25 protein-coding genes are annotated in these 24,211 nt (G+C 27.7%); 19 read left to right on the top strand and 6 right to left on the bottom strand.

Annotated elements, in window-relative coordinates; genetic code table 11:
• Nucleotides 1-27: 27 nt before the first annotated feature.
• The 11 genes from ACBT_RS11605 to ACBT_RS11555 all read left to right on the top strand — a co-directional run bounded on the left by ACBT_RS11605 (nucleotide 28) and on the right by ACBT_RS11555 (nucleotide 8,601).
• A complete protein-coding gene (locus ACBT_RS11605) occupies nucleotides 28-429 on the top strand; it encodes a DUF1924 domain-containing protein (protein ID WP_024774282.1) in 402 nt (133 codons plus the stop codon).
• Nucleotides 430-439: 10 nt separating this feature from the next.
• Entirely contained in the window at nucleotides 440-946 is a 507-nt protein-coding gene (locus ACBT_RS11600; protein ID WP_024774283.1) for a diheme cytochrome c, read from the top strand.
• Between the two features lies 1 nt (nucleotide 947).
• Entirely contained in the window at nucleotides 948-1,721 is a 774-nt protein-coding gene (locus tag ACBT_RS11595; protein ID WP_024774284.1) for a cytochrome b/b6 domain-containing protein, read from the top strand.
• A 19-nt stretch (nucleotides 1,722-1,740) separates the two neighbouring features.
• The gene (locus ACBT_RS11590) at nucleotides 1,741-2,064 is read left to right on the top strand and encodes a cytochrome c (protein ID WP_024774285.1); all 324 of its coding nucleotides are present in this window, start codon (nucleotides 1,741-1,743) and stop codon (nucleotides 2,062-2,064) included.
• Nucleotides 2,030-2,416: a hypothetical protein gene (locus ACBT_RS11585; RefSeq protein WP_024774286.1), complete on the top strand. Its 387-nt coding sequence runs from the start codon at nucleotides 2,030-2,032 to the stop codon at nucleotides 2,414-2,416. Before ACBT_RS11590 ends, ACBT_RS11585 begins: the two co-directional genes overlap by 35 nt.
• The gene (locus ACBT_RS11580; protein WP_024774287.1) at nucleotides 2,409-3,074 is read left to right on the top strand and encodes a response regulator transcription factor; all 666 of its coding nucleotides are present in this window, start codon (nucleotides 2,409-2,411) and stop codon (nucleotides 3,072-3,074) included. The genes ACBT_RS11585 and ACBT_RS11580 overlap by 8 nt, the downstream gene beginning before the upstream one ends.
• 1 nt (nucleotide 3,075) lies before the next feature.
• Complete coding sequence (locus ACBT_RS11575) at nucleotides 3,076-4,269, top strand: ArsS family sensor histidine kinase (protein WP_024774288.1); 1,194 nt, start codon at nucleotides 3,076-3,078, stop codon at nucleotides 4,267-4,269.
• 90 nt (nucleotides 4,270-4,359) lie between these two features.
• Entirely contained in the window at nucleotides 4,360-6,603 is a 2,244-nt protein-coding gene (locus tag ACBT_RS11570) for a diguanylate cyclase (RefSeq protein WP_169729038.1), read from the top strand.
• A gap of 48 nt (nucleotides 6,604-6,651) precedes the next feature.
• Entirely contained in the window at nucleotides 6,652-7,473 is an 822-nt protein-coding gene (locus tag ACBT_RS11565) for an FAD-dependent thymidylate synthase (protein WP_024774290.1), read from the top strand.
• Entirely contained in the window at nucleotides 7,470-8,087 is a 618-nt protein-coding gene (locus ACBT_RS11560; protein WP_024774291.1) for a trimeric intracellular cation channel family protein, read from the top strand. The genes ACBT_RS11565 and ACBT_RS11560 overlap by 4 nt, the downstream gene beginning before the upstream one ends.
• Nucleotides 8,088-8,139: 52 nt before the next feature.
• Nucleotides 8,140-8,601, top strand: a complete 462-nt coding sequence (locus ACBT_RS11555; protein WP_024774292.1) for a hypothetical protein — start codon at nucleotides 8,140-8,142, stop codon at nucleotides 8,599-8,601.
• Nucleotides 8,602-8,629: 28 nt separating this feature from the next.
• Here the strand turns inward: ACBT_RS11555 and ACBT_RS11550 are convergent, their stop codons facing one another.
• Nucleotides 8,630-9,526 (bottom strand): RluA family pseudouridine synthase, encoded by an 897-nt coding sequence (locus ACBT_RS11550; protein ID WP_024774293.1) that lies wholly within the window; start codon nucleotides 9,524-9,526, stop codon nucleotides 8,630-8,632.
• A gap of 101 nt (nucleotides 9,527-9,627) precedes the next feature.
• Between ACBT_RS11550 and purB the strand changes: the two genes are divergently transcribed.
• Genes purB through ACBT_RS11525 form a run of 5 tightly spaced genes read left to right on the top strand, consistent with a single transcriptional unit; the run spans nucleotide 9,628 to nucleotide 15,754 of the window.
• Nucleotides 9,628-10,956: an adenylosuccinate lyase gene (gene purB / locus ACBT_RS11545; RefSeq protein WP_024774294.1), complete on the top strand. Its 1,329-nt coding sequence runs from the start codon at nucleotides 9,628-9,630 to the stop codon at nucleotides 10,954-10,956.
• 18 nt (nucleotides 10,957-10,974) lie between these two features.
• Nucleotides 10,975-13,359, top strand: coding sequence for a ribonucleoside-diphosphate reductase subunit alpha (locus tag ACBT_RS11540; protein WP_034218396.1), 2,385 nt, complete (start codon nucleotides 10,975-10,977; stop codon nucleotides 13,357-13,359).
• 31 nt (nucleotides 13,360-13,390) lie between these two features.
• The gene (locus ACBT_RS11535; RefSeq protein WP_024774296.1) at nucleotides 13,391-14,413 is read left to right on the top strand and encodes a ribonucleotide-diphosphate reductase subunit beta; all 1,023 of its coding nucleotides are present in this window, start codon (nucleotides 13,391-13,393) and stop codon (nucleotides 14,411-14,413) included.
• A 12-nt stretch (nucleotides 14,414-14,425) separates the two neighbouring features.
• Complete coding sequence (locus ACBT_RS11530; RefSeq protein WP_024774297.1) at nucleotides 14,426-15,358, top strand: OmpA family protein; 933 nt, start codon at nucleotides 14,426-14,428, stop codon at nucleotides 15,356-15,358.
• Entirely contained in the window at nucleotides 15,359-15,754 is a 396-nt protein-coding gene (locus ACBT_RS11525; RefSeq protein ID WP_024774298.1) for a hypothetical protein, read from the top strand.
• 4 nt (nucleotides 15,755-15,758) lie between these two features.
• On the opposite strand, the gene ACBT_RS11520 is transcribed toward ACBT_RS11525, so the two are convergent.
• The 5 genes from ACBT_RS11520 to ACBT_RS11500 form a co-directional block, all read right to left on the bottom strand.
• On the bottom strand, nucleotides 15,759-16,742 hold the full coding sequence (locus tag ACBT_RS11520) for a YhdH/YhfP family quinone oxidoreductase (protein ID WP_024774299.1): 984 nt from the start codon (nucleotides 16,740-16,742) through the stop codon (nucleotides 15,759-15,761).
• A 9-nt stretch (nucleotides 16,743-16,751) separates the two neighbouring features.
• Nucleotides 16,752-17,648 (bottom strand): NAD(P)H-dependent glycerol-3-phosphate dehydrogenase, encoded by an 897-nt coding sequence (locus tag ACBT_RS11515; RefSeq protein ID WP_084031334.1) that lies wholly within the window; start codon nucleotides 17,646-17,648, stop codon nucleotides 16,752-16,754.
• Nucleotides 17,649-19,076 (bottom strand): Asp-tRNA(Asn)/Glu-tRNA(Gln) amidotransferase subunit GatB, encoded by a 1,428-nt coding sequence (gene gatB / locus ACBT_RS11510; protein WP_024774301.1) that lies wholly within the window; start codon nucleotides 19,074-19,076, stop codon nucleotides 17,649-17,651.
• A gap of 21 nt (nucleotides 19,077-19,097) precedes the next feature.
• Nucleotides 19,098-19,919, bottom strand: coding sequence for a peptidylprolyl isomerase (locus ACBT_RS11505; protein ID WP_024774302.1), 822 nt, complete (start codon nucleotides 19,917-19,919; stop codon nucleotides 19,098-19,100).
• 73 nt (nucleotides 19,920-19,992) lie between these two features.
• On the bottom strand, nucleotides 19,993-20,427 hold the full coding sequence (locus ACBT_RS11500; RefSeq protein WP_024774303.1) for a deoxycytidylate deaminase: 435 nt from the start codon (nucleotides 20,425-20,427) through the stop codon (nucleotides 19,993-19,995).
• Between the two features lie 151 nt (nucleotides 20,428-20,578).
• Between ACBT_RS11500 and accB the strand changes: the two genes are divergently transcribed.
• The 3 genes from accB (at nucleotide 20,579) to ACBT_RS11485 (ending at nucleotide 24,158) form a co-directional block, all read left to right on the top strand.
• Nucleotides 20,579-21,058 (top strand): acetyl-CoA carboxylase biotin carboxyl carrier protein, encoded by a 480-nt coding sequence (gene accB / locus ACBT_RS11495; protein WP_024774304.1) that lies wholly within the window; start codon nucleotides 20,579-20,581, stop codon nucleotides 21,056-21,058.
• A gap of 10 nt (nucleotides 21,059-21,068) precedes the next feature.
• Nucleotides 21,069-22,421, top strand: a complete 1,353-nt coding sequence (locus tag ACBT_RS11490; protein ID WP_024774305.1) for an acetyl-CoA carboxylase biotin carboxylase subunit — start codon at nucleotides 21,069-21,071, stop codon at nucleotides 22,419-22,421.
• Nucleotides 22,422-22,637: 216 nt separating this feature from the next.
• Complete coding sequence (locus ACBT_RS11485) at nucleotides 22,638-24,158, top strand: DEAD/DEAH box helicase (RefSeq protein ID WP_024774306.1); 1,521 nt, start codon at nucleotides 22,638-22,640, stop codon at nucleotides 24,156-24,158.
• Nucleotides 24,159-24,211: the final 53 nt, after the last annotated feature.

Raw genomic sequence — 24,211 nt, 5'->3', positions numbered from 1 at the left:
TATAAAATAATATTTGGGAGTAAGATTATGAAAGCAATTTTAGTAGCTGGTTTAGTAGCAACTTTAAGTTTTAGTGCGACAGTTGATGACTTTTTAGACTCTTTAAAACAAGAAGTTTTAAAACAAGATACAAGTTTTAAAGGATTTGATTATAAAAGAGGTGAAGATATATTTTTATCAAAACATGTTGGTAAGAAAGGTGAATTAATATCTTGTGCTTCTTGTCATGGTACAGATTTAAATAAATCGAATCAAAATCATTTTACAGGTAAAACAATAAATGCTCTTTCTCCAAAAGCAAATCCAAAAAGATTTACAGATAGAGCTGAAATTGAGAAATGGTTAAAAAGAAACTTCAATGACGTTTATAATCGTGAAGGAACAGCACTTGAAAAAGGTGATGTAGTTACTTACATCATAAACAAGTAAGGAGTTTAAAATGAAAAAATTAGTTTTTTTAGGTTTGACTGCTTGTTTTATGTATGCTGGTGAAATGGATGTAACTATTAAACCTGTAAATAATGAAATTTATAAAAATGAGTGTGGAAGCTGTCACTTTGCTTATCCTGCAGGATTATTACCAAGTAGTGCTTGGAATAAAATGATGTCTAATTTAAGTAACCATTTTGGAGATGATGCTAGTGTAGATGAAAAAACTTTTCAAACATTATCTAGCTATTTAAATGAGAATAGTGCTGAAAAAAGTATGAATTATAAAAGAAGTAGAAAAATAGTAGAAAATTTAAATGGAACAATCCCAGATTCTATTTCAAAAATGCCATACATTAAGAAAAAACATAAAGAAATTAAAGAAAATTTAATAACTCAAAAAGAGGTTAAAGGTTTGTTTAACTGTACAGCTTGCCACAAAAATGCCGAAAAAGGTATATTTAGTGAAGAAGATGTAAATATTCCAAATTACGGAAAATGGGAAAAGGATGATTAATATGCAAAAATCATATATATGGTCACTACCAACAAGAGTTTTTCACCTCTTGTTTGCTTTGTTTATTCTACTTGCTTTTCTAACAGATGATGATAAGCTTCTTAATTACCATGCAATAATTGGTTATTCTATTTTAATTTTATTAGTTTTTAGAGTTTGTTGGGGATATTTTGGCCCAAAATACTCTTTGTTTAAAGATTTTCCTGCAAATAAAAATGAAGCTAAAGAGTTTTTAAAAAATATTTTTGATGACAAACAAAAATATATTGGTCACAATCCATTAGCTTCTTACGTAATGATAACTATGTTAGTAGTTACTTTTATTGTAATAGTTACAGGTGTATTAGCTTATGGAATACAAGAAGGAAAAGGAATAGCATCTTTTTTAAATGACTCCTTTTTTAAGAATATGAAACTTTTTAAAGAGATTCATGAATTTTTTGCAAATTTTCTTATATTTTTAATTGTTGCACACTTAGCAGGAATTGCTGTAGATAGATTACTTCATAAAAAACATGAAACTTTAAATTCAATAGCAACAGGTTATAAAATGACTGTTGAAGATGAAAGTATAAAAGTTTCATTTTTTCAAAAATTGTTTGCTATTTTTATGTTTATAGTTTTTATAGCTTTTTTGATTTTTAATTTGTATAAACCAGATAATGCATTAGTCGCTTCAAAGTATGAAGCAATTGATTACAAAACACAAAATGTAGCTTTTGTAAACGAGTGTGCAAGTTGTCATACTCTTTATCCCACCAAATTTATTGCCTAAAAAATCTTGGGAATTAATTATGAGTGATTTGGAAAATCATTTTGGTGATGATGCGAGTTTAGATGAAGAAACAAATCAGGATATTTTGAGTTTTTTAATAAAAAATAGTGCAGAAACTTCAACTATGGAAGCTAGTTGGAACTTTATAAATTCCATAGGCAATAAAGATATAATTGCTCTAAGTAAAACAGAATATTGGAAAAAAAGACATAAAGATATACCAAAAAATGTTTTTAAAAATGAGAAAATAAAGAGTGTTGCAAATTGTAAGGCTTGTCATAGTGATATTGAAAAAGGATTAATTGAAGATGAAAATATTAAAGATATTTCTGATTTTATGTAGTATTACTTTGATATTAAATGCTGATAGTAAGCATGAACATAAATATTCTTATAAAAATTTGGATTATTTGAATTTGGATGAGAAGCAAGTAAAAGCTATAAAAAATATTTTAGTAGAATTAAAAGATGATTATAAAAAGTTTTATGAATATAAAGATGAAATTGAAGATGAAATTGAAGATATTATAGAAGAATCAAATTTTGATGAAAAATTATATATTCAAAAGACAATGGAAATGAAAAAAAAAGCTACAATATTAGAAGCTAAAAGAATAAAAAAAATATTAGAAATTTTAAATGAAGAACAAAGAGATGAGTTTGCAGACCATTTCAAGGAGTGGATAATTGAATAAAAAGGTTTTACTAGTTGAAGATGATTTGCAAATGCAATCTTTAATAGTTGATTATCTAAAAGATTATGGATTTGTTGTTAAAGCTTTTGATAATCCCAAAGATGTTTTAGAAGATTTTAAAACAAACAATGACTATTCAATTATAATTTTAGATTTGATGCTACCTTTTATGGATGGATTTGATCTATTTAACAAACTAAAAGCTATCAAAAATGTACCTATAATTATCTCAACTGCAAGAGGTGATATAGGTAATAAAATACATGGTTTTGAACTGGGAGCTGATGATTATTTAGCAAAACCTTATGAACCAAGAGAGTTGGTTTTAAGAATAGAATCTATTTTAAAAAGAAATTCAAATAAATCTTTTAAAATTGGAGATTTTTTAATAGATAAAGATAACAGAACAGTTTTAGTGGATGGTTATGCTGTTGATTTTACTAAAATAGAGTTTGAAATTTTTATATATTTAGTTGAAAATCAAAATAAAATATCTTCAAGAGAACAGATTCTAAATGCAACTTCTCTGGATTTCAACACAAAAAATAGAACTATTGATATGCATGTATCAAATATAAGAGCAAAGATTGGTGATGATCCTAAGAACCCTAAATATATAAAATCTGTTTGGGGAATTGGTTATAAGTTTGTAGGTTAGAATGTCAATTTTCAAAAAGCTAACTCTACTTTTTATTTTAAGTTTTGTCTTAATGACCATAATTGGTTTATGGATTGATAATATAAACTCAAAAAGAGTAGATAATTTTGCAAAAGAGAAGTATTTAAAAGTTATTGATGATATTTTTAAAAATATAGAAAATAAAAATTATTTAGATTCTTTGATTTTAAAAAATGGTTTAGAAAAAGTAAATTCTTTAGATGAAAATAGTTTAGAAATTATCTATTTTCAAGATTCTACGTTTGGAAATATATCGATATTAAAATATAAATCATCAAATATTTATATTTTAAAAATAGGATATTTAGATGAACAATATATTTTTAAAACTTTAGATGAACAGAGTTTAAGTGATAAAACTATATTAAATGCTTTAGTATTTTTAGATATTTCTGTACTTTTACTTATATTTTTATATATACTCAAATTATTAACTCCCTTAAAAACAATAACAAAAGATATAAAAACTTTTGCAAATGGTAATTTGTCAACAAGAATAAATATAAAATCAGATGATGAAATTGGAACTTTAGCAAATAGCTTTAACTCTATGGCTAGTTCTTTAGAAAACTCTATAAAAACAAGAGAAGAATTACTTCGAGATATTGGTCATGAGTTAAGAACTCCAATAGCAAAAGGAAAATTTGCTATTGAAAAAATAGATAATTTTTCTCAAAAAGAGCTACTTAAAAAGATTTTTTATGATTTAGAGAGCTTGACAAATGAGTTAATAGAACTTGAAAAATTAAATATTACAAAGTTAAATTTAACAATATTTAGTGCAGAAACTTTAGTTTTGGAATCTTTAGGAAAACTCTATTTAGAAGATGAAACTAAAGTAGATATAGAAATTTCAGAAGATTTCAAAATAGAGGCAGATTTAGATTATTTGTCTGTTGCTTTAAAAAATTTGATTGACAATGCTTTGAAATATGCTATTTCATTGCCTATTGTTATTAAAGTTTGTAAAGATGAAATTTCGGTTTTAAATAATGGTGAAAAATTATCAAAAGATTTTGAATACTATTTAAAACCTTTTACTCAAGAACTTGTACAAAGAGATGGTTTTGGTTTAGGATTGAGTATTGTAAAAAAGATTATTGATAGACATAATTTTAAACTTACATATACTTATGAAAATGATTTTAATACTTTTAGAATCATTTTTAAATAAATTATTGTAACTATTTATTTAGATGATTGCTTTTAGAAGTTGATTTAAATATAATATTTTACTTTTATAAAATATATAGGTTGGTTGATATTGAATTTTAAGGTGCTTACGGATTTTAACTTTTCTAGTCATAGATGGTTTTTGGTCTCTGTATTTTTAATTATTTTTTTATTTATAGGTCAAGAAGTATCAAATTATCAAAAAGCTATTGAACAGGTATCTAAAGAAACAAATAATCTTTCCACACTTTTAATAAAAAAAATAGAACATGATTTTGAAAGAGTTGATAATATTTTATTACTTGCAAAAAAGGTAATTTTTACAAAAGACAAAAATAGTGTTTTTTATGACAATAGGATCTTAGAAGAATATAATGATACTATCTCAATCAAACTAAAGAGTTTTGCTGATAGTTTTGATGAAATTGAAAAGTTAATCTACATTGATAAAGATGGAGATATAAAATATGCTTCAAATAGATTATCAAAAGATGTAAATGTTTCTGATAGAGAATATTTTAAAGAGTTAAAAAACAATAAAGATTTAAACAAATCTTTTTCTGATGTAGTAATTTCAAGATTAAGTGGCAGAGAATCAATTCTTTTATTACATGCGATTAGAGATGAAAATAAGAATTTAGATGGTATTTTAGCAGCAGTTATAAATACTAGTTTTATTAGAAAAATTCTGTCATCTATAGATATTGGTCAAAATGGTGTTGCTCTTATCAGAAATTCTGAAACAACAAAACTAATAACTAGATATCCTAGTTTAGATGATGGCTTTATAAATAAACCTTTGCCTAAAGATAATGAAATTTCTAAATTAATAAAATCTGGAAGCAAATATGGATATTTGGAATACACAGCATCTACTGATGATATAAAAAGATTTGCAAGTTTTATAACTATGGAAAAGTTTCCTTTTTATATCCAAGTAGCACTTTCTCAAGATGAATATTTAAAATCTTGGAAAGATAATTTGATTGTAAAATCTATTTTTCTGGGGCTGTTTATTTTTGCTAGTATAATTATTATCTCAGTTATGAAGCGAAATTTTAATAATGAACAAAAATTACTAAAAGAGCTAAATAATGAAAAAGATAGATTTGAAAATATGTTTAGGATACACTCTTCAATTATGTTACTAATAGACCCTAAAGATGGTCAAATATTAGATGCAAACAATAGTGCAGTTAGTTTTTATGAATATTCTTTAGAAAAACTCAAATCTATGAATGTAAATGAAATAAATCAACTTTCTCAAGAAGAATTAAATACTATTTATCAAGAAGCAAAGCAACTTAAGACAAATTCTTTTGTTTTTGAGCATAAATTAAACAATGGAAAAATCAAAATTGTAGAAGTAGATTCTTCTCCTATAGAAACAACAAGTGGAATAATTCTTTTTTCAATAATAAAAGATGTAACTAAAGAAAAAAAGATTGAAGATAGATTAAAAAGAAGTTATAAAAGAATTGAAAAGCTTATAGATTTACAAGACAATATGATTATTTTAACAAATGGGAAAAACACAAAATATGCAAATAATAAGTTTTTTGATTTCTTTGGTTTTTCAAATCTTTCAGATTTTAAAAAATCTCATAAAAGTATTTGTGAATTTTTCATACAAAATGATGAATTTTTCCATTTGAAGAAATTGGAAAATCCTGAAGATTGGATAAATGAATTAAAAATTCTTGATGGTTCAAAAAGAATTGTTGCTATGAAAGGAAAAGATTCAAAAGAACATAAATTTTTTGTTACTGTAAATAGTTTTGATGAAGATATTATGATAGTTGGATTTACTGATATTACAAATACAATCAAAGAGAAAATTAAATTAGAAATTAAAGTAACTCAAGATAAATTGACAAATGCTTATAACAGAGAGTATTTTGATAAATATTACAAAGATTGGATAATAAGTATTAATAAATTCAATTTAAAATTAGCAGTTGTTATGCTTGACATAGATAATTTTAAATATGTTAATGATACATTTGGTCATGATGTTGGAGATTTAGTTTTAATTGATTTTGTAAAAGTTATTTGTACTAATTTAAGAAGTAATGATATTTTTGTTAGATGGGGTGGAGAAGAGTTTATATTAGTTCTTAAATTAAAAGATGAAAAAGATTTGTTGAAGATTTTAGAAAATTTAAGACATAAAGTAGAAATTTATAATTTCCCAAAAATTGGGAAACGAACATGTTCCTTTGGTGCAACAATATATAAAGATGATGAAGATATATTTAAAACTATAAAAAGAGCAGATGAAGCTGTATATAAAGCAAAGAATCTTGGTAGAAATAGAGTCGAAATTATATCATAATAAACTTTTTTGTATAATCAACATTCAATTTTTTATAAAGGCAAAATAGTGATAGAAAAAATAAATGAAAAACAAAATATTTTAGGCGATAATATTGGTTTTGTAGAGAATTGGGATTTTAGTAGAGCCAATTTAAATGAAGAAAATAGAATTTTAGCTATAACTCAAGTAGCTTCAATTTGTTATCAAAATCCGAAAGCTTTAGGAAGTGAAAGTTTATATAATAGGCTTATGGCAGAGAGTATGGGTTTACCAAGTTCTAGTTTTGAATTTGTACCTGTGTTACTTGATTATGAGAACCCTAAGCATCAAGAGATTCTAAAATTAGAGTATTCAAATTGTAAAAAATTTGGTGAAAATTTAGATGATAGATATTTATTAACAAATTATAGAGCATTAGTTTATGATTTTGAGAATTTAAAAGAAGAGTTTAGTTTTGATATTCGAACAATTTTTAATACGAAAGAAGAGTGTGATATTATAAAAGACTACTTCAAAGTATTTTTATTTAAAGTTGATTTCCCAACAAGAAGTCAAATGGTAAGACATAGGGTATCATGGCAAGAGTTAAGTAGAAGATATGTAAGTGCAAAAAGAGTACCTTTTGAATTTTATGTAAGTGAAAAATTAAGAGACAATCAAAAAGTACAAGACCTTATTAAACAAAGTGAAGATTTATATTTTGAGCTACTTGAAGAAGGAATTAAACCTCAAGAAGCTAGAAGAGTTATCCCTCAAATGGGTTATACTCAAATTTGGGGTGCATTTATGCCAAAACAGCTAGATAACTATTTTAAACTAAGACTTGATGAACATGCTCAATGGGAGATTAGACAAACTGCAATTGCAATGCAAGAGCTTTTAAAATGAGTGCTTTAGAGATTGCTGATATCATAGGAATAATCTCTTTTGCATTAAGTGGTTTTTTAATTGCCGTACACTGCAAACTTGATATTTTAGGAGTTTTTATTTCTGCATTTTTAACTGCTTTTGGTGGTGGAATGACAAGAGATGTTTTAGCAGATAGAACTCCTTATGTTTTTACTTCAAATTTACCTCTTAGTCTTGTTATTGTAACTGTTTTAATTGCAATGCTTTTTAAACTTCATAAAATTACAAATCTTGAAGGTAAATGGGCTTTTGTGATATCTGATGCTATTGGACTTTCATCATTTGCAATAACTGGGGCAATTATTGCTATTGAGAGTGGTTTTAACTTTCTAAGTGCTGTAATGTTAGCATTTATAACAGCTGTTGGTGGAGGAACTATAAGAGATGTTCTAATAAATAGAATGCCTTTTATTTTAGTTTCAGAGTTTTATGCAACAGTTGCTTTGATTATTGGTAGTATTGTTTATATTTTAGAGATTTTTGAACTAAGAAATTTATTTTCACTTATTCTTGTATTTATATTTGGTGTTGTTTTAAGAGTTCTTGCGTACTATAAAAAATGGCATTTACCAACTTTATCAAAAGAAAATTAATTTTCTGTTTACTTTTTACAGATAAAATCTCGAAAAATTTCAAAGGAAAAATATGATAAAAAAATTATTATTAGCTACTTTTTTAGCTTTAGGATTAAACGCAGCACCTTTAGCTGTTGATTCAACTATAACTGAGATAAAAATCAAAGATCAGTTTGAAAAAGAACACATAGTTGATCAAAAAGTAAAAACTATTCTTTTTGCAAGCGACAAAGGTTCAAGTGATATGTTAAGAGATTATCTTTTACCATTAAGTGAAAAAGAGAATGTTTTAGAGAAAAATGGTGCAGTTTATGTTGCGGATATTTCTGGAATGCCAAGTCTTATATCTAAATTCATTGCTTTACCAAAAATGAAAAAATATCCTTTCTCAATCCTTCTTTTAGATGATACAAATAAAGATAATTTTACAAAAGAAGATGGAAAAATTATTGTATATAGTTTAGAAAATGGAAAAGTTGTAAAAGTAGATAAAATTTCTAAAAAAGAAGAATTAGCAAACTTTGTAAAATAATTATTTAAAAGCAAACTTTTGTTTGCTTTTATTTGTCAAACTCCCTATAAATTTCATCATTTTTTGAAAATATTTTGTACGTAATATTCTTATAAGAAAATTCCAAATAGTTTGCATGAAGCCAAAGCCTGTGTGATTTTGTTACTTTAAATCTATCTTCTTCACTTAATGTTTTATTTAAATAATTCTCTGCATTTTCATCATCAATCCCATAAATTGGATCTCCTAAAATGGTATGACCAATAGAATATAAATGAACTCTAATTTGATGTTGTCGTCCAGTAAGTGGAATAGCTTCTACTAGTGTTAAATCTCTGTTCTTATTATATTTTATAGGTTTAATTATTGTTATTGACTCTTTTCCATCATCACAAACTTTCATTCTTACACCAATAGCAAGCCCTTCTCTATCTAATCCTCTATTTATTGTAATTTCTTCTTTTATTTCTCCTTGAATTATTGCTAAATAGGATTTATGATATTTTTTTTCTTGAAACATATCTTTTAGCTCGATTTCACTTTTCTTATTTTTCCCAACAATTACAAGACCTGATGTTTCAGCATCTATTCTATGAATTAGATTTGCATTTTCACCAAAATGGTAACGAATTTCATCAAGAAGAGAATAAGGAGTGTTTTTTGAAATTGGATGAACCATTAAGTTTGTTGGTTTATCAAAAATAGCAAAATCATTAAATTCAAGTAAGGGTTTTAGCCCTCTCGTTGTACCTTCAAAAACAGCAATAAAAATATATTCAGTTGGGATGGTTTCGCCTGTATTTATTGTATTCATATTTTCATCAAATATTCTTCCTTTAGAAGTTAATCTTTGCCCTACTTTTGGGTCTAAGCCTAAGTCTTTTATTAAAAATAACTGTATTTTTTTATCTTTTATTGCTTTGTATTTTTTTAATGTAAATGCCAAAATAGCCTTCCTACTTTAAGTTCATAATGGATACAATATCCCTTAATTTTAACAAAATAATAGTATAAAATTTATAGAAATATGATTATAAGGGATTTTTTATGGTTGAGAGATATGCAAGAGAAGAGATGAGCTCAAAATGGACTCAAGAAGCAAGATATGCAGCTTGGTTAGAAGTTGAAAAGGCAGCTGTTAAGGCTTGGAACAAGTTAGGTCTTATTCCAGATGAAGATTGCGAAAAAATAGTAAAAAATGCAAAATTTTCTGTGGAGAGAATAGAAGAGATTGAAGCTATTACAAAGCATGACTTAATCGCGTTTAACACAAGTGTATCTGAAAGCTTAGGAGAAGAATCAAGATGGTTCCATTATGGAATGACTAGTTCAGATGCTGTTGATACAGGTGTTGCATTACAAATGAGAGATTCTTTAGAAATCATCATTAAAGATGTGAAAATGCTTATGGAATCTATTAAAAAAAGAGCTGAAGAACACAAATACACTTTAATGGTTGGAAGAAGTCATGGGATTCATGGTGAGCCTATTACTTTTGGACTTACTCTTGCAGTTTGGTATGATGAAGTAGCAAGACATTTAAAAAATCTTGAAGATACTATGGAAGTAATTGTAGTTGGACAAATTAGTGGAGCTATGGGGAATTTCGCTCATGCACCATTAGAACTTGAAGAGTATGCAATGGCTGAGTTAGGACTTAAACCAGAACCTTGTTCTAATCAAGTAATTCATAGAGATAGATATGCAAGACTCGCAACTTCTTTAGCTCTTTTAGCTTCTAGTGTTGAGAAATTTGCTGTACAAGTAAGACATTTACAAAGAACAGAGGTTTATGAAGCTGAGGAGTATTTTGCAGCTGGACAAAAAGGAAGTTCAGCAATGCCACACAAAAGAAATCCTATTTTAACAGAAAATATAACTGGACTTGCAAGAATGATTAGAGCTTATTGTATTCCTGCTATGGAAAATGTAGCTTTATGGCATGAAAGAGATATTTCTCACTCTTCAACAGAAAGATTCTGGTTACCAGATGCATTTATTACAACAGATTTCATGCTTCATAGAATGAATAGTGTAATCGCAAATCTTACAGTTATGCCTGAAAATATGATGAAAAACTTAAATCTAACTGGAGGATTAGTATTCTCTCAAAGAGTTTTATTAGAACTTCCACTTCAAGGTGTAAGTAGAGAAGATGCTTATAAAATAGTTCAAAGAAATGCGATGAAAGTTTGGCAAGAAATCCAACAAGGAAAACCTACTACAAATGACAAAGGAGAATCTTTATATCTTCAATATCTACTAGCAGATGATGAGTTAAGAAAATCTTTAAGCGAAGAAAAAATAAGAGAGTGTTTTAATTTTGATTATTACACAAAAAATGTAGATAAAATTTTTAACAGAGTTTTTAAATAATTTTTTAGGGGTAAATAAATGACGATAATGATTCAAAAAAGAAATGGTCGAAAAGAGGTTCTGGATATTACAAAAATCCAAAAAATGACTATTGAAGCTACAAAAGGACTTGATGGAGTTAGTCAAAGTGAATTAGAATTAGATTCTCGTATAAAATTTATTGATGGTATGAGTTCTTCTGATATTCAAGATGCGTTAATTAAAACTGCTGTAGAAAAAATAGATATTGATGTCCCAAATTGGACATTTGTAGCTGCTAGATTGTTCTTATATGATTTATATCATAGAGTTGGTATAGCAACACATGGAATAAAAGGTGAGCCTTATTGTCATTTAAAATCATATATTAAATTTGGAATTGAAGCTGGAAGATTAATTCCAAACTTAGCAAAAGGTTATGATTTAGATGATTTAAATGGTTATATAAAGCAAGAAAGGGACTTTTTATTTAATTATCTAGGTGTAAAAACTTTATATGATAGATATTTAATTAAAAATAATAAAGGTGAGCCAATAGAGTTACCACAACAAATGTTTATGGCTATTGCTATGTTCTTAGCTCAAAATGAAGAGAATAAGCAAGAAAGAGCAAAAGAGTTTTATGATGTTATTTCTAAATTTGAAGTTATGCTTGCAACTCCGACTTTATCAAATGCTAGAACAAATAGACATCAATTAAGTTCTTGTTATATTGGTTCAAGTCCAGATAATATCGAAGGTATTTTTGATGGTTATAAAGAAATGGCACTATTATCTAAATATGGTGGTGGTATTGGTTGGGATTGGAACCAAATTAGAAGTTTAGGTGGAGCAATTGATGGTCACAAAAGTGCAGCTGGTGGAACTGTACCCTTTTTAAAAATCACAAATGATATTGCAATTGCGGTAGACCAATTAGGTACTAGAAAAGGTGCAATTGCTGTTTATTTAGAACCATGGCATATGGATATCATTGATTTTATCGATTTAAAGAAAAACTCTGGAGAAGAGAGAAGAAGAGCTCACGATTTATTCCCTGCATTGTGGATTAGTGATTTATTTATGAAAAGAGTTTTAGAAGATTCGTATTGGACACTTTTTGACCCTGTAGAAGTAAAAGATTTAAGTGAATGTTATGGCGAAGAGTTTGAGGCTAAATATGTTGCATATGAACAAAATGAGAATATTACAAAAGATAGAATGAAAGCAAAAGATTTATGGAAAAAGATTTTGACTTCATATTTTGAAAGTGGTAGTCCATTTTTATGCTTCAAGGATACAGCAAATAGAGTAAATCCAAATTCTCATGTTGGGCATATTAGAAGTTCAAATTTATGTACAGAGATTTTCCAAAATACAAATCCAAATCACTACAAAATAAAAATTGAATTTGAAGATGGAACTATTAAAGTTTTTGAAGAAGAAGATTTAGTAAAAGTTGATGGAGATTTAGAGAAAAAAGCAAATAAAGTGACAGCTTTAGATAGTATAGGTGGTAAAAAAATATTTATTGTAGAAAAAGAAAAAACAGATGGTGATACAGCTGTTTGTAATTTGGCTTCAATAAATCTTTCAAGAATAAATACTACTGAAGATATAAAAAGAGTTGTCCCAATAGCTGTTAGAATGCTTGATAATGTAATAGATTTAAATTTCTATCCGCTAAGAAAAGTAAAAGCTACAAACTTAAAATCTAGAAGTATTGGTTTAGGAGTTATGGGAGAGGCTGAAATGTTAGCTTCTTCTAAAATAACTTGGGGATCAAAAGAGCATTTCAAAAAAGTTGATGAAGTTATGGAAACAATATCTTATAATGCAATTTTATCAAGCTCAAATTTAGCTGTTGAAAAAGGTGTTTATCCAACATTTGATGGTTCAAATTGGAGTAAAGGTATTATGCCACATGATTTTGCTCCACAAAGTGTAAATGCTTTAGTTGAGAAAGATTTATTTGATTCTTCTTGTGATTGGGAAAGCTTAAGAGAAAAAGTTAAAAAAGATGGAATGAGAAATGGTTACCTAATGGCAATTGCACCAACAAGTTCTATTTCAATTTTAGTTGGAACAACTCAAGCAATTGAGCCAGTTTATAAAAGAAAATGGTTTGAAGAGAATTTAAGTGGATTAATACCAGTTGTTGTACCAAAACTAAGTCCAGATACTTGGGGATACTATACTCCAGCTTTTGAAATAGATCAACTTGATTTAATAAGAGCAGCAGCAATTAGACAAAAATGGATAGATCAAGGTCAAAGTACAAATATCTTTATGAGTCTTGATAAAGCAAGTGGAAAATATTTACATGAAATTTATACTTTAGCTTGGAAATTAGGTCTTAAATCAACTTATTATCTAAGAAGTCAAAGTCCAGAAGCAAAGAATGATGTAGAAGATAGAAGTATGGAGTGTGCTGGTTGTCAATAAACCAGATGCTTTTTAATAAAAAAGGAAAGATATGGAAAGAAAAACTAATTATAATCCTGAATCAAAAGAAAGTTTAAATGATAGAAGAGTTTTTGGTGGAAATCCTGATGGGATGATAAATTTCACTAGAATGAAGTATCAATGGGCTTTAAATTTATGGGATATGATGGAAGCGAATACTTGGTTTCCAAGAGAAGTTCAAATGACGCAAGATGCAAAAGATTATAAATATCTGACTCCAGCTGAAAAAAGAATGTATGATTTAGTTTTATCTCAGTTAATCTTTATGGATAGTTTACAAACAAACAATCTAATGGATAATATAAATCCATATATTACAGCTCCTGAAATAAATGCTTGTTTATCTAGACAATCTTATGAAGAAGCAAATCATAGTAAATCATACGCTGTTATGGTTGAATCAATTTCTGATAACACAGATTTAATCTATGATATGTGGAAAAATGATGCTAAATTAAAAGAAAAAAATACTTATATTGCAAGTGTTTATAAAAATCTTTCACATGGAGAATTAACAGATACAAAGTTACTTTTAGCATTGTTTGCTAACCAAATTCTTGAAGGTTTATACTTTTATGCAGGATTTGCAGCAATTTATGCATTAGGTAAATCTGGGAAAATGTTAGGTTCTTCTCAAATGATTAGATTTATTCAAAGAGATGAAGTAACACATTTATTGTTATTCCAAAATATGATAAATAGTGTTAGAAAAGAAAGACCAGATTTGTTTACAGACGAATTGGAAAGAACAGTTAGAGATATGTTCAGAAAAGCTGTTGAACTTGAGTCATCATGGGGGGCTTATATTACTCAAGGTCAAATTTTAGGTTTTACGGATGGAATAATTAGACAATATATTGAATATTTAGCAGATAGAAGACTAGAGGCTGTTGGATATAAACCAGAATATAATGTAAAACATCCAATTCCTTGGGTTGATGGATATGCAAGTTTTAATGACCAAAGAACGAACTTCTTTGAAGGAAATGTTGTAAACTATTCTAAGGGTAGTATAGATTTCGACGATTTTTAATAGGAAACATACATGACTTTATTTAAGAAAATTACTTACTTTTTGATTATTTTTGTAATTCTAAATATTATAACTATTTACAATTATGACTATATTACGGGGGGAAATAAAAATATTCCTTTTAATTTTACTATTGAAAAAAAGGATAATATTTTAAATATAAGTGGGGTATTCCCTAATGAGAATGATTCAAAAATTGTATTAAATAGCTTAAAAATTGATAAAAGTGATAATATTATCTATGATGATAATACTTCAATTGATAGTTTATTAATCGAAAAACTTAAACCTTTTATTGAGAAATTTAAAGAAGATTCAATAAATGGTTCTAAAATAATTTATAATTCAAATGGTTTGTATGTAATTGCTGATTTAAAAAGTGATGAAAGTATTAAAGCATTAAATGAAATCAACTCTAAAAATAATTTATTTGCTACATTAAATATGAAAGTTTTAGTTAAAGATGAAAAAGCTTTAAGTAAAGAGATTGAAGAGATAAAAAGTATAGTTGAAAAAGATGATAAAAAAGAAGAAGTTATTGCTCCTGCTGTTGTTGAACAAGTGCCAACAATAAAAAATATTCAAGAGCAAGTAAATAATATTTTAAAAACGAATAAAATAACATTTGCAAGAGCTAGCACAAATTTGACTCCTGAATCAATTAAAACTGTTGAAGAGATAGCTAAGATTTTAAAAAATCATAAATATGAAATTGAAGTTGGTGGACATACTGATTCTAAAGGAAATCCCACTTTAAATCAAAATTTATCAGAAAAAAGAGCACAAAGTGTTAAAGATAGTTTGATAAATTTTGGAATAAATAAAGATAGTATAAAATCGTTTGGATATGGGAATAAGTTTCCAATAGCTCAAGAAGATGAGTTAGGTCTTTCTGAAGAGAATAGAAGGGTTGAAATTATTTTAAAAGAGAAGGAAGTTAAATAGATGGTTGAAATTGCTTCGCAGATAGTTTTAAATCTTTTTATTGCTCTAATTATTGGAATATGTATAGGATACATTATTGCAAAGGTTAACATTACTCCCAAAGATGATAGTTTTAGAATTAAATATAATGAGCCTAAAAAGTCTACAAAAGACAATCTAAAAAAGATTAAGGGAATTGATTCAAAATTAGAGTTTGAGCTAAATAAAATGGGTATAACTACTTTTAAACAAATATCTGAGTGGACGAAAGAAGATTGTACAACTATTGGTTCTTCAATTAATGCAGAAAATTCAATAGAAGAATTTTCTTGGGTTGAACAAGCAAAAATATTAGCTACTGGTGATGATACTATATATAGTAAAAAAGTTGAAAATAAAGAGATAAATATAGCTTAATAGCTTAAGCTATTTTAACTACATATCTTCCTACTGCTTTTCCATCTAAAAGTTTAGAATATGCATCTTTTATTTCATTTAATGATATTTCATTTACAATATTTTCTAAACATTCAACACTCCAAGGTCCTGCAAGTTTTTCCCAAGCAGATTGTTTTTTTTCTAATCTACACTCAACGCTATCAATACCAATAAGCCTAACACCTCTTAAAATAAAAGGATATACATTAGTGTTTAATTCATAAGATGCTGTCAATCCACAACAAGTAGCAACACCATCATATTTTATTTGTTTTAAACTTTGCGCCAAAATATCTCCACCCACTGTATCTAAAACAGCATCATATTTTGTTGCTAAAAGAGGTTTTGAACTATTCATCATAAAATCATCAAGAATTATTACTTCATTTGCCCCAATACTTTTTAAATATGCTTCTTTATCTATTTTTGTTGTAATAGCAGTCACATTAAACCCAAGTTTATTTAAAATAGCAATAGAAATAGAGCCAACACCACCTGTTGAACCAGTTACTAATACAGTACTGTCTTCAGGATTTATACCATTTTTTATAAGTTCTTGGATACTTAAAGCAGCAGTTAAACCAGCTGTTCCATAAGTCATAATCACTTTATCACTAATTGAATCAGGAGTTCTTATAGCCCATGAAGAAGGAACTTTTACATATTCAGCATGCCCACCATTTGTATTCATTCCTAAATCATATCCAGTAACCACAACTCTTTGCCCTACTTTAAATATTGATGATTTAGATTCTTCAACTATACCTGCTACATCTACTCCAGTTATATGTGGAAATACTCTTGTAACTCCTGGATGTCCTACTGAGCTCAATGCATCTTTATAATTTAAACTTGAATAGTTAACTTTTATTAAAATCTCATTTTCACCACAAACTGGTTTTTCAAAATCTTTTATACCAGATTTAATCTGTTCATTATTATCTTTTTCTACTAAAAATGCTTTCATGTTTTAACCTTATTTGTTTAATAAATCTTTCAAACTATCTTTTGGATTTTTACCCTCTAAAATTAGTTTAACTTCTTTTGCAATAGGTAAATATATATCATGTTGAATGGATAATTTATCTATTGCAAATGCAGTTTTAACACCTTCTGCAACTTCTCCCAAATCATCTAAAATATCTTTTAATGTTCTATTTTTTGCAAGACCTAAACCAACTCTATAATTTCTACTCATTGTAGAATTTGCTGTTAAAAATAGATCTCCTGCTCCACTTAAACCCAAAAATGAAGACTCTTTTGCTCCAAAATGTTTTCCAAATCTATACATTTCAACTAAACCTCTTGCAATTAAAGAAGCTTGAGCATTTTTACCAAGTTCTAATCCTTCACAAATTCCACTTGCAATTGCTAAAACATTTTTATAAGCTCCTGCAACCTCAGCGCCTATCACATCAGAACTATAATATGTTTTTATGAAATTTGGGAAAAATTTACTATACTCTTCATAAATATTTTTTGATACAGAATTTATTACTAAAGCACAAGGAAGAGCTTTTATTACTTCAGCAGCAAAAGATGGTCCAGATATAAAACCGATGTTTTCATCAGGTATAAATGATGAGTAGATGTCATTTAAGAAAGCTCCTGTATCTGCTTCTATACCTTTTGATGCAACAAGGATTTTTTGTCCTTTAAATTTAAAATTTTGTTTTAACCATGCTCTTATTTCTTGAGCTGGGATTGCAATTACCAAATATTCACAATCAAGAGCAAAATCTAAATCAACAAAGTTCTTTATATTCTTTTTTGTTCTAGAAGTAATATAGCACTCTTGATTGAAGCTTAGTGCAAAATGAAGAGCTTGTCCCCATTTACCTGCACCAATAACTGCAATTGCACCCATTTTCATTTATGATAATCTCTCTTTGATTAGTTCATTTACTTTATTTGGATTTGCAGTTCCTTTTGAAGCTTTCATAGTTTGTCCTACAAAGAACGCAAACATTTTTTCTTTTCCTGCTTTATATTCTGCTACTTTATCTGCATTTGAGGCTAAAATTTCATCAATAATAGCTAATAGTGCCCCATCATCTGAAACTTGTTTAAGTCCTAGTTTTTCAATTGTTGCATCTACATCACTACAGTTATTTGCAATTAAATCATCTAAAACATCTTTAGCTGCTTTTCCTGAAATTGTACTATCTTCAATTCTTTTTACAATAGTTGCTAAAGTTTTCGCATCGATTGGTGATTCTTCAATTGTTACACCCTCTTTTAATCTTCCTTGAAGTTCAACAGTTAACCATGTTGTAGCATTTTTAGCACTAATTCCTTCATTCATCATTGAATCAAAGTAGTTTGCCATTTCTAAAGATGAAGTTATAACAGAAGCATCATATTCTTTAATTCCATAATCTTTAACAAATCTAGCTTTTTTTTCATCAGGAAGTTCTGGAATTTTTGAATACTCTTCTAACATTTCATCAGTAATAATTAAAGGTAAAAGGTCAGGATCTGGGAAATATCTATAATCAGCAGCATCCTCTTTACCTCTCATTGATCTAGTTTCTCCAGTACTTGGGTCAAAAAGTCTTGTTTCTTGAACAACTTTTTCTTCATATTCTCCATCTTCCCAAGCTTCAATTTGTCTATTTACTTCATAAGCTATAGCTTTTTCAATAAATCTAAAAGAGTTCATATTTTTAATTTCACATCTTGTGTAAAATTTAGTGTCACCTTTTGGTCTAATAGATACATTAACGTCACATCTAAAACTTCCCTCTTGCATATTTGCATCACTGATACCAATATATCTAACAATAGAGTGAAGTTTTTTAAGATATAAAATAGCTTCTTCTGCACTTCTCATATCAGGTTCACTAACGATTTCTAAAAGAGGTGTTCCTGCTCTATTTAAATCAACTTGCGAATGGTTACCACTATGAATGTTTTTTCCTGCATCATTTTCTAAGTGAGCTCTTGTAACACCTATTGTTTTACTTCTTCCATCTGGAAAATCTATTGTTAATTCTCCTAATCCTACAACAGGAATTTCTAATTGAGATATTTGATAACCAGTTGGTAAATCTGGATAAAAATAATTTTTTCTATTAAAAATTGATACTTTATTTATTTTAGATTTTAAAGCAGTTCCTAGCATAATAGCTTTATGTACAGCTTCTTTATTAAGTACAGGTAGACCACCTGGAAGAGCTAAACATGTAGGACATGTATTACTGTTTGCTTCTTCTCCAAAACTTGTTGCACAAGAACAAAATAGTTTACTATTCGTATTTAACTGTGCATGAACTTCTAAACCTATTACCGTTTCAAACATACTTGACATAATATATAATCCTTATCTTAATACTTTAATATCTGCTGTTAATTTTTGTTTTTCAAAATGTTCTTTTAAAAATGCCTGTTCTCTTTGCATCATAATATCGTTAAATATTTTTGCTTTAGCCGCTTCAAAAGATTGAGTTGTTGTTCCACTTCTATTTGATATAAACATAGTAACAAAATTTTTATCAGCAGTAAAAATTGGTGTAAAAGCACTATTTTTTGTATTATTTAAAATATATTGAAACTGAGGAGGAAGAGTTGTAGCATCTAAATTCAATGTTGATTTTGTTACATCAGCTGGATTCATCATTGGATTTTGAATAATTTGATTTAAGCTACTTTTATTTTTTGAAACATATTGAATTACTTCAAAATTTTTTGCACTTGAATATTTATTTTTATTTTTTTCATAGTATAACTCCATATCTTCATCAGTTGCAACTGCTAATTGACCTTTTACAATTTGTTGAATTAGTTTTTGTCTAATTACAGCATTTTTTGCTTCATTCTCAAAAGCTTCATAATTAGGGTACTCTTGTTTTACTATAGATTTAAATGTATAAACATCCATACCATTTGAATTTGCAAGTTTTTCAATATAGTCATTTATTTCAAAAACATCTGCTGATATATTATATTTCTCAACTTGTTGATCATAAAGTGCTTTGTCTATTAGATAACTAACAGCCTCATTCTTTGTAATTTTATTTACTGACATTGTTCTTTCAATATCGTAAATTGTAATTGGTTCGTCATTTACTATAATTGCAATACCATTTGGCGCTGCACATAATAGTGTTGAACCAATAAATAGAGATAGTAGAAGTTTATTCATAATAGTCCTTTCTTTACATAAAGTTAATATTTTATCGAAATTTTTTTAAATAAAGGTTTTATCTTTTATTCCTTTATGAAATTTGTTCGATTTTAACACCATTGTCTTTCAAAAATTTTGAAACTACACTTGAATTTGTATGTTCATAAGATTTTTCATAAACAATTCTTTTTATTCCACTTGCAATTAAATTTTTTGAGCATTCACTACAAGGTTCCAATGTTACATAAATTGTCGCATCTTCAATTGCTATTCCTTTTCTTGCCGCCCAAATAATTGCATTCATTTCAGCATGTATTTCATATGTTTTTGACCATTCATGATGATCTTTTGTATATTCACCATTCCAGTAGTCACAACAATTTTGGTAACCAGGAGGTGTTCCATTATAGCCAGTTGATAATATTCTTCCATCTTTTACTATTACTGCACCTACTTGTTTGGATACACACTTTGATGCTTTGGCTATTTCTTTAGCTATATTTATAAAACTCTTATCATTGAACATTAACTTAATCCTATAAAATTTTATTATGATTATATCAAAACTGTTATTTTAATTTGTAATCTTAAAAATTGCTTATTTTTACAAATAAAAATATAAATATTAGAAATATTTTGATATTATGATAGAAATTTTACTAAATAAAAGGCTAAATATGGATTTTAAAGATATCAAAGAGTTAATTAGAGTTTTCGATAAAAGCGAACTTAATAAACTAAGAATTAAAGAGGGAGAGTTTGAAATCTCTATGCAAAGAGGATTTGAAGGTGGAGTGACAGCTGTTGCTGCAGCGCCTATGGTTCAAGCTCAATCTCCTATTCAAACTTCGACAGCTTCTACTTCTGTAGCTTCTACACCAGTAAATAGTGAAGATAAAGTATCAGCATCTTTAAATGGAATTACTATAAATGCTCCAATGGTTGGAACTTATTATTCTTCTCCATCTCCTGATTCACCTGCATTCGTTGGAATTGGTGACACAGTAAGAAAAGGTCAAACTTTATGTATTTTAGAAGCTATGAAAATTATGAATGAAGTTGAAGCAGAATTTGATTGTAAAATTATTGAAATTTTAGTTCAAAATGGTTCTCCAGTAGAATATGATATGCCAATTTTCATAGTTGAAAAAATATAAGAAGTAAATTATGGCAGAAATAAAAAAGATTTTAATAGCAAATAGAGGTGAGATAGTTCAAAGAGCTATTAGAACTATTAAAGAGATGGGAAAAAAATCTGTTGCTATTTATAGTGCTGGAGATAAAAATGCCTCTTATTTAAAACATGCTGATGAAGCAGTATGTATTGGTGGAGCAAAATCAAGTGAATCATATTTAAATATTCCAGCAATTATCACTGCAGCTGAAATGACAGGGTGTGATGCAATTTTCCCAGGATATGGTTTTTTATCTGAAAATCAAGATTTTGTTGAAATTTGTAAATTACATAATATTAAATTTATTGGACCTACTTCTGAAGTTATGGAAAAAATGGCTGATAAATCTAAAGCAAAAGAAGAGATGGTAAGAGCTGGAGTACCTGTTGTTCCTGGAAGTAAAGGTGCAGTTAGAACTCTTGAAGAGGGTAAAAGAATAGCAAAAGAAATTGGTTATCCAATTATGGCTAAAGCTTCTGCCGGAGGTGGTGGTAGAGGTATGAGGCTTATTAAAGAAGAAGCTGAATTTGACCACATGTATTTAGCAGCTTCTAGTGAAGCATTAGCTGCTTTTGGTGATGGTACTATGTATCTTGAAAGATTCATAAATAATCCAAGACATATTGAAGTTCAAGTTCTTGGAGATAGTCATGGTAATGCTATTCATATAGGTGAAAGAGATTGTTCTTTACAAAGAAGACATCAAAAGGTTATTGAAGAATCACCAGCAATTTTATTAAATGAAGAGACAAGAGCTAAATTACTTGATGTTGCTGTAAAAGCTACAAAATATTTAAAATATGAAGGTGCAGGAACTTTTGAATTTTTAGCTGATGATAAACAAAATATCTACTTCATGGAAATGAATACTAGACTTCAAGTTGAACATCCAGTTTCTGAAATGGTTTCTGGAATTGATATTATTGAATGGATGATAAAAGTTGCTGAAGGTGAAAAATTACCAGCACAAGAAACTATTAGATTCAAAGGTCATGCTATTGAATGTAGAATTACTGCTGAAGATCCAAATACATTTTTACCATGTCCAGGAAAAATAACTCAATGGATGGTTCCTGGTGGAAGAAATGTAAGAGTTGATTCACATATTTATACTAATTATATAGTTCCTCCTTATTATGACTCAATGATTGGAAAACTAATTGTTTGGGGTAGAGATAGAGAAAAAGCTATAAATATAATGAAAAGAGCTTTAAGTGAATTCGAAGTTGAAGGAATTAAAACAAATATTCCATTTCATAAAAAAATGATGGAAAATAAAGATTTCATTGAAAATAAATATGATACTAAATATCTAGAGAACTATAAAGGTTTGGATAGTATTTAATGCTTTTAAGAAAGATTTTCTTTCTTAAAGCAAAACTTAATATAAACTTAGTTACAATCCGCAGATTTATACACATTTATATGCCTATCTTTTTTAAAATTTAGTAATTTTATACTAAAAAACTTACATAATTTTTTATGCTTGATAATACATTCAATAGAAAGGTTTTTTCAATATAAGAGTGTATATTTGAAATATATACTTAGAGGATAAAAAGTGACTTTTAAAGATTTCAATTTTAAAGAACTACTACAAAAAGCAATAGAAGAAGCTGGATTTAAAGAACCAAGCCCTATACAAGTTGAAGCAATTCCACATGTTTTACAAGGTAAAGATATAGTTGGGCAAGCCCATACAGGAACTGGTAAAACAGCTGCATTTGGTCTTCCAATTTTAAATAAGTTAGGAAAAAAAGCTGGTGAAGCATTAGTTATTGTTCCTACAAGAGAACTTGCGATGCAAGTATCAGACGAACTTTTCAGATTTGGAAAACATTTAGGAATTAATACAGCAACAGTTTATGGAGGACAATCATACTCAAGACAGATAAAATTACTTGAGAACTCAAATGTTATTGTTGCAACACCTGGAAGACTTCTTGATTTATTAAGAAATGAACAAATTAATATAAAACCAAATTTTGTGGTTTTAGATGAAGCTGATGAAATGTTGGATATGGGATTCTTAGATGATATTAAAGATATTTTTACATACCTTCCTGAATCTAGACAAACTTTACTTTTCTCAGCAACTATGCCAGTAGCTATTAAAAATTTAGCAAAAACTATTTTAAAAGAGCCAGAATTTATAACAATTACACAAGCTAATGTAACAAATGTTAATATTACTCAAACTTTTTATGTTGTTGACGAAAAAGAAAGAGATGATGCATTAATAAGACTTTTTGATTATAAAAATCCAAAAAAATCTATTATTTTTTGTAGAACAAAAAAAGATGTTGATAGATTATCTACATTTTTAGTATCTCAAGGATTTATGGCAAAAGCTCTTCATGGTGATATGGAACAAAAACAAAGAGAAGAAGCTATAAAAGCATTTAAATCTTCAAAATTAGAAGTTTTAATAGCAACAGATGTAGCTGCAAGAGGACTAGATGTAAATGATGTAACTCACGTATTTAATTATCATCTTCCTTTTGATGGTGAATCTTATGTTCATAGAATTGGAAGAACTGGAAGAGCTGGAAAAGATGGAATTGCTATTTCAATAGTTACACCACATGAATTTAGAACTCTTCAAAGAATTGAAAAAACAATTGGTACTAAATTAGAATCAAGAGTTGTTCCAAATATATCAACTGTTAAACAGAAAAAAATTGATGAACTTAAACAAACAATTTTGGATCAAGAGATAAAAGATTATGCGATTACATTAGTTGAAGATTTAAAAGAAGAGTTTGATATCTCTACAATAGCATTTAAACTTGCTTCAATTATTGCTTCTAAAACTTATGTTAAAGGTAATAATAACATAGGTAAAAGTGAAATTGATATCAAAAAACTTACAGAACTTCTTTCTAAAAATGATAGAGGTGATGATAGAAATGGTTCTAGAAATAGAGGTGGAAGAAGAGATAACTTCAGAAGAGATAGAAAAAGAAGTGATAGAGACGAATCTAGTAGCTCTTCTAGACCTAGACAAAGAAGTTCAAGTTCATCTGCTAAACCAAGTGGTGATAGACCTGCAAAAACTCAAAGAAGTAGAAGAAGAGATTAATCTCTTCTTTTATAATCTACAAATAAGTCCTTTTAAATTATAATATAAATAAA

Origin of the sequence: Aliarcobacter cibarius (assembly GCF_013372265.1) — a bacterium.
In the GTDB taxonomy this organism is placed as follows: Bacteria; Campylobacterota; Campylobacteria; order Campylobacterales; family Arcobacteraceae; genus Aliarcobacter; species Aliarcobacter cibarius.
The sequence above is the reverse complement of the archived record's forward strand: the minus strand, read 5'-3'. Positions and strand labels throughout refer to the sequence as shown.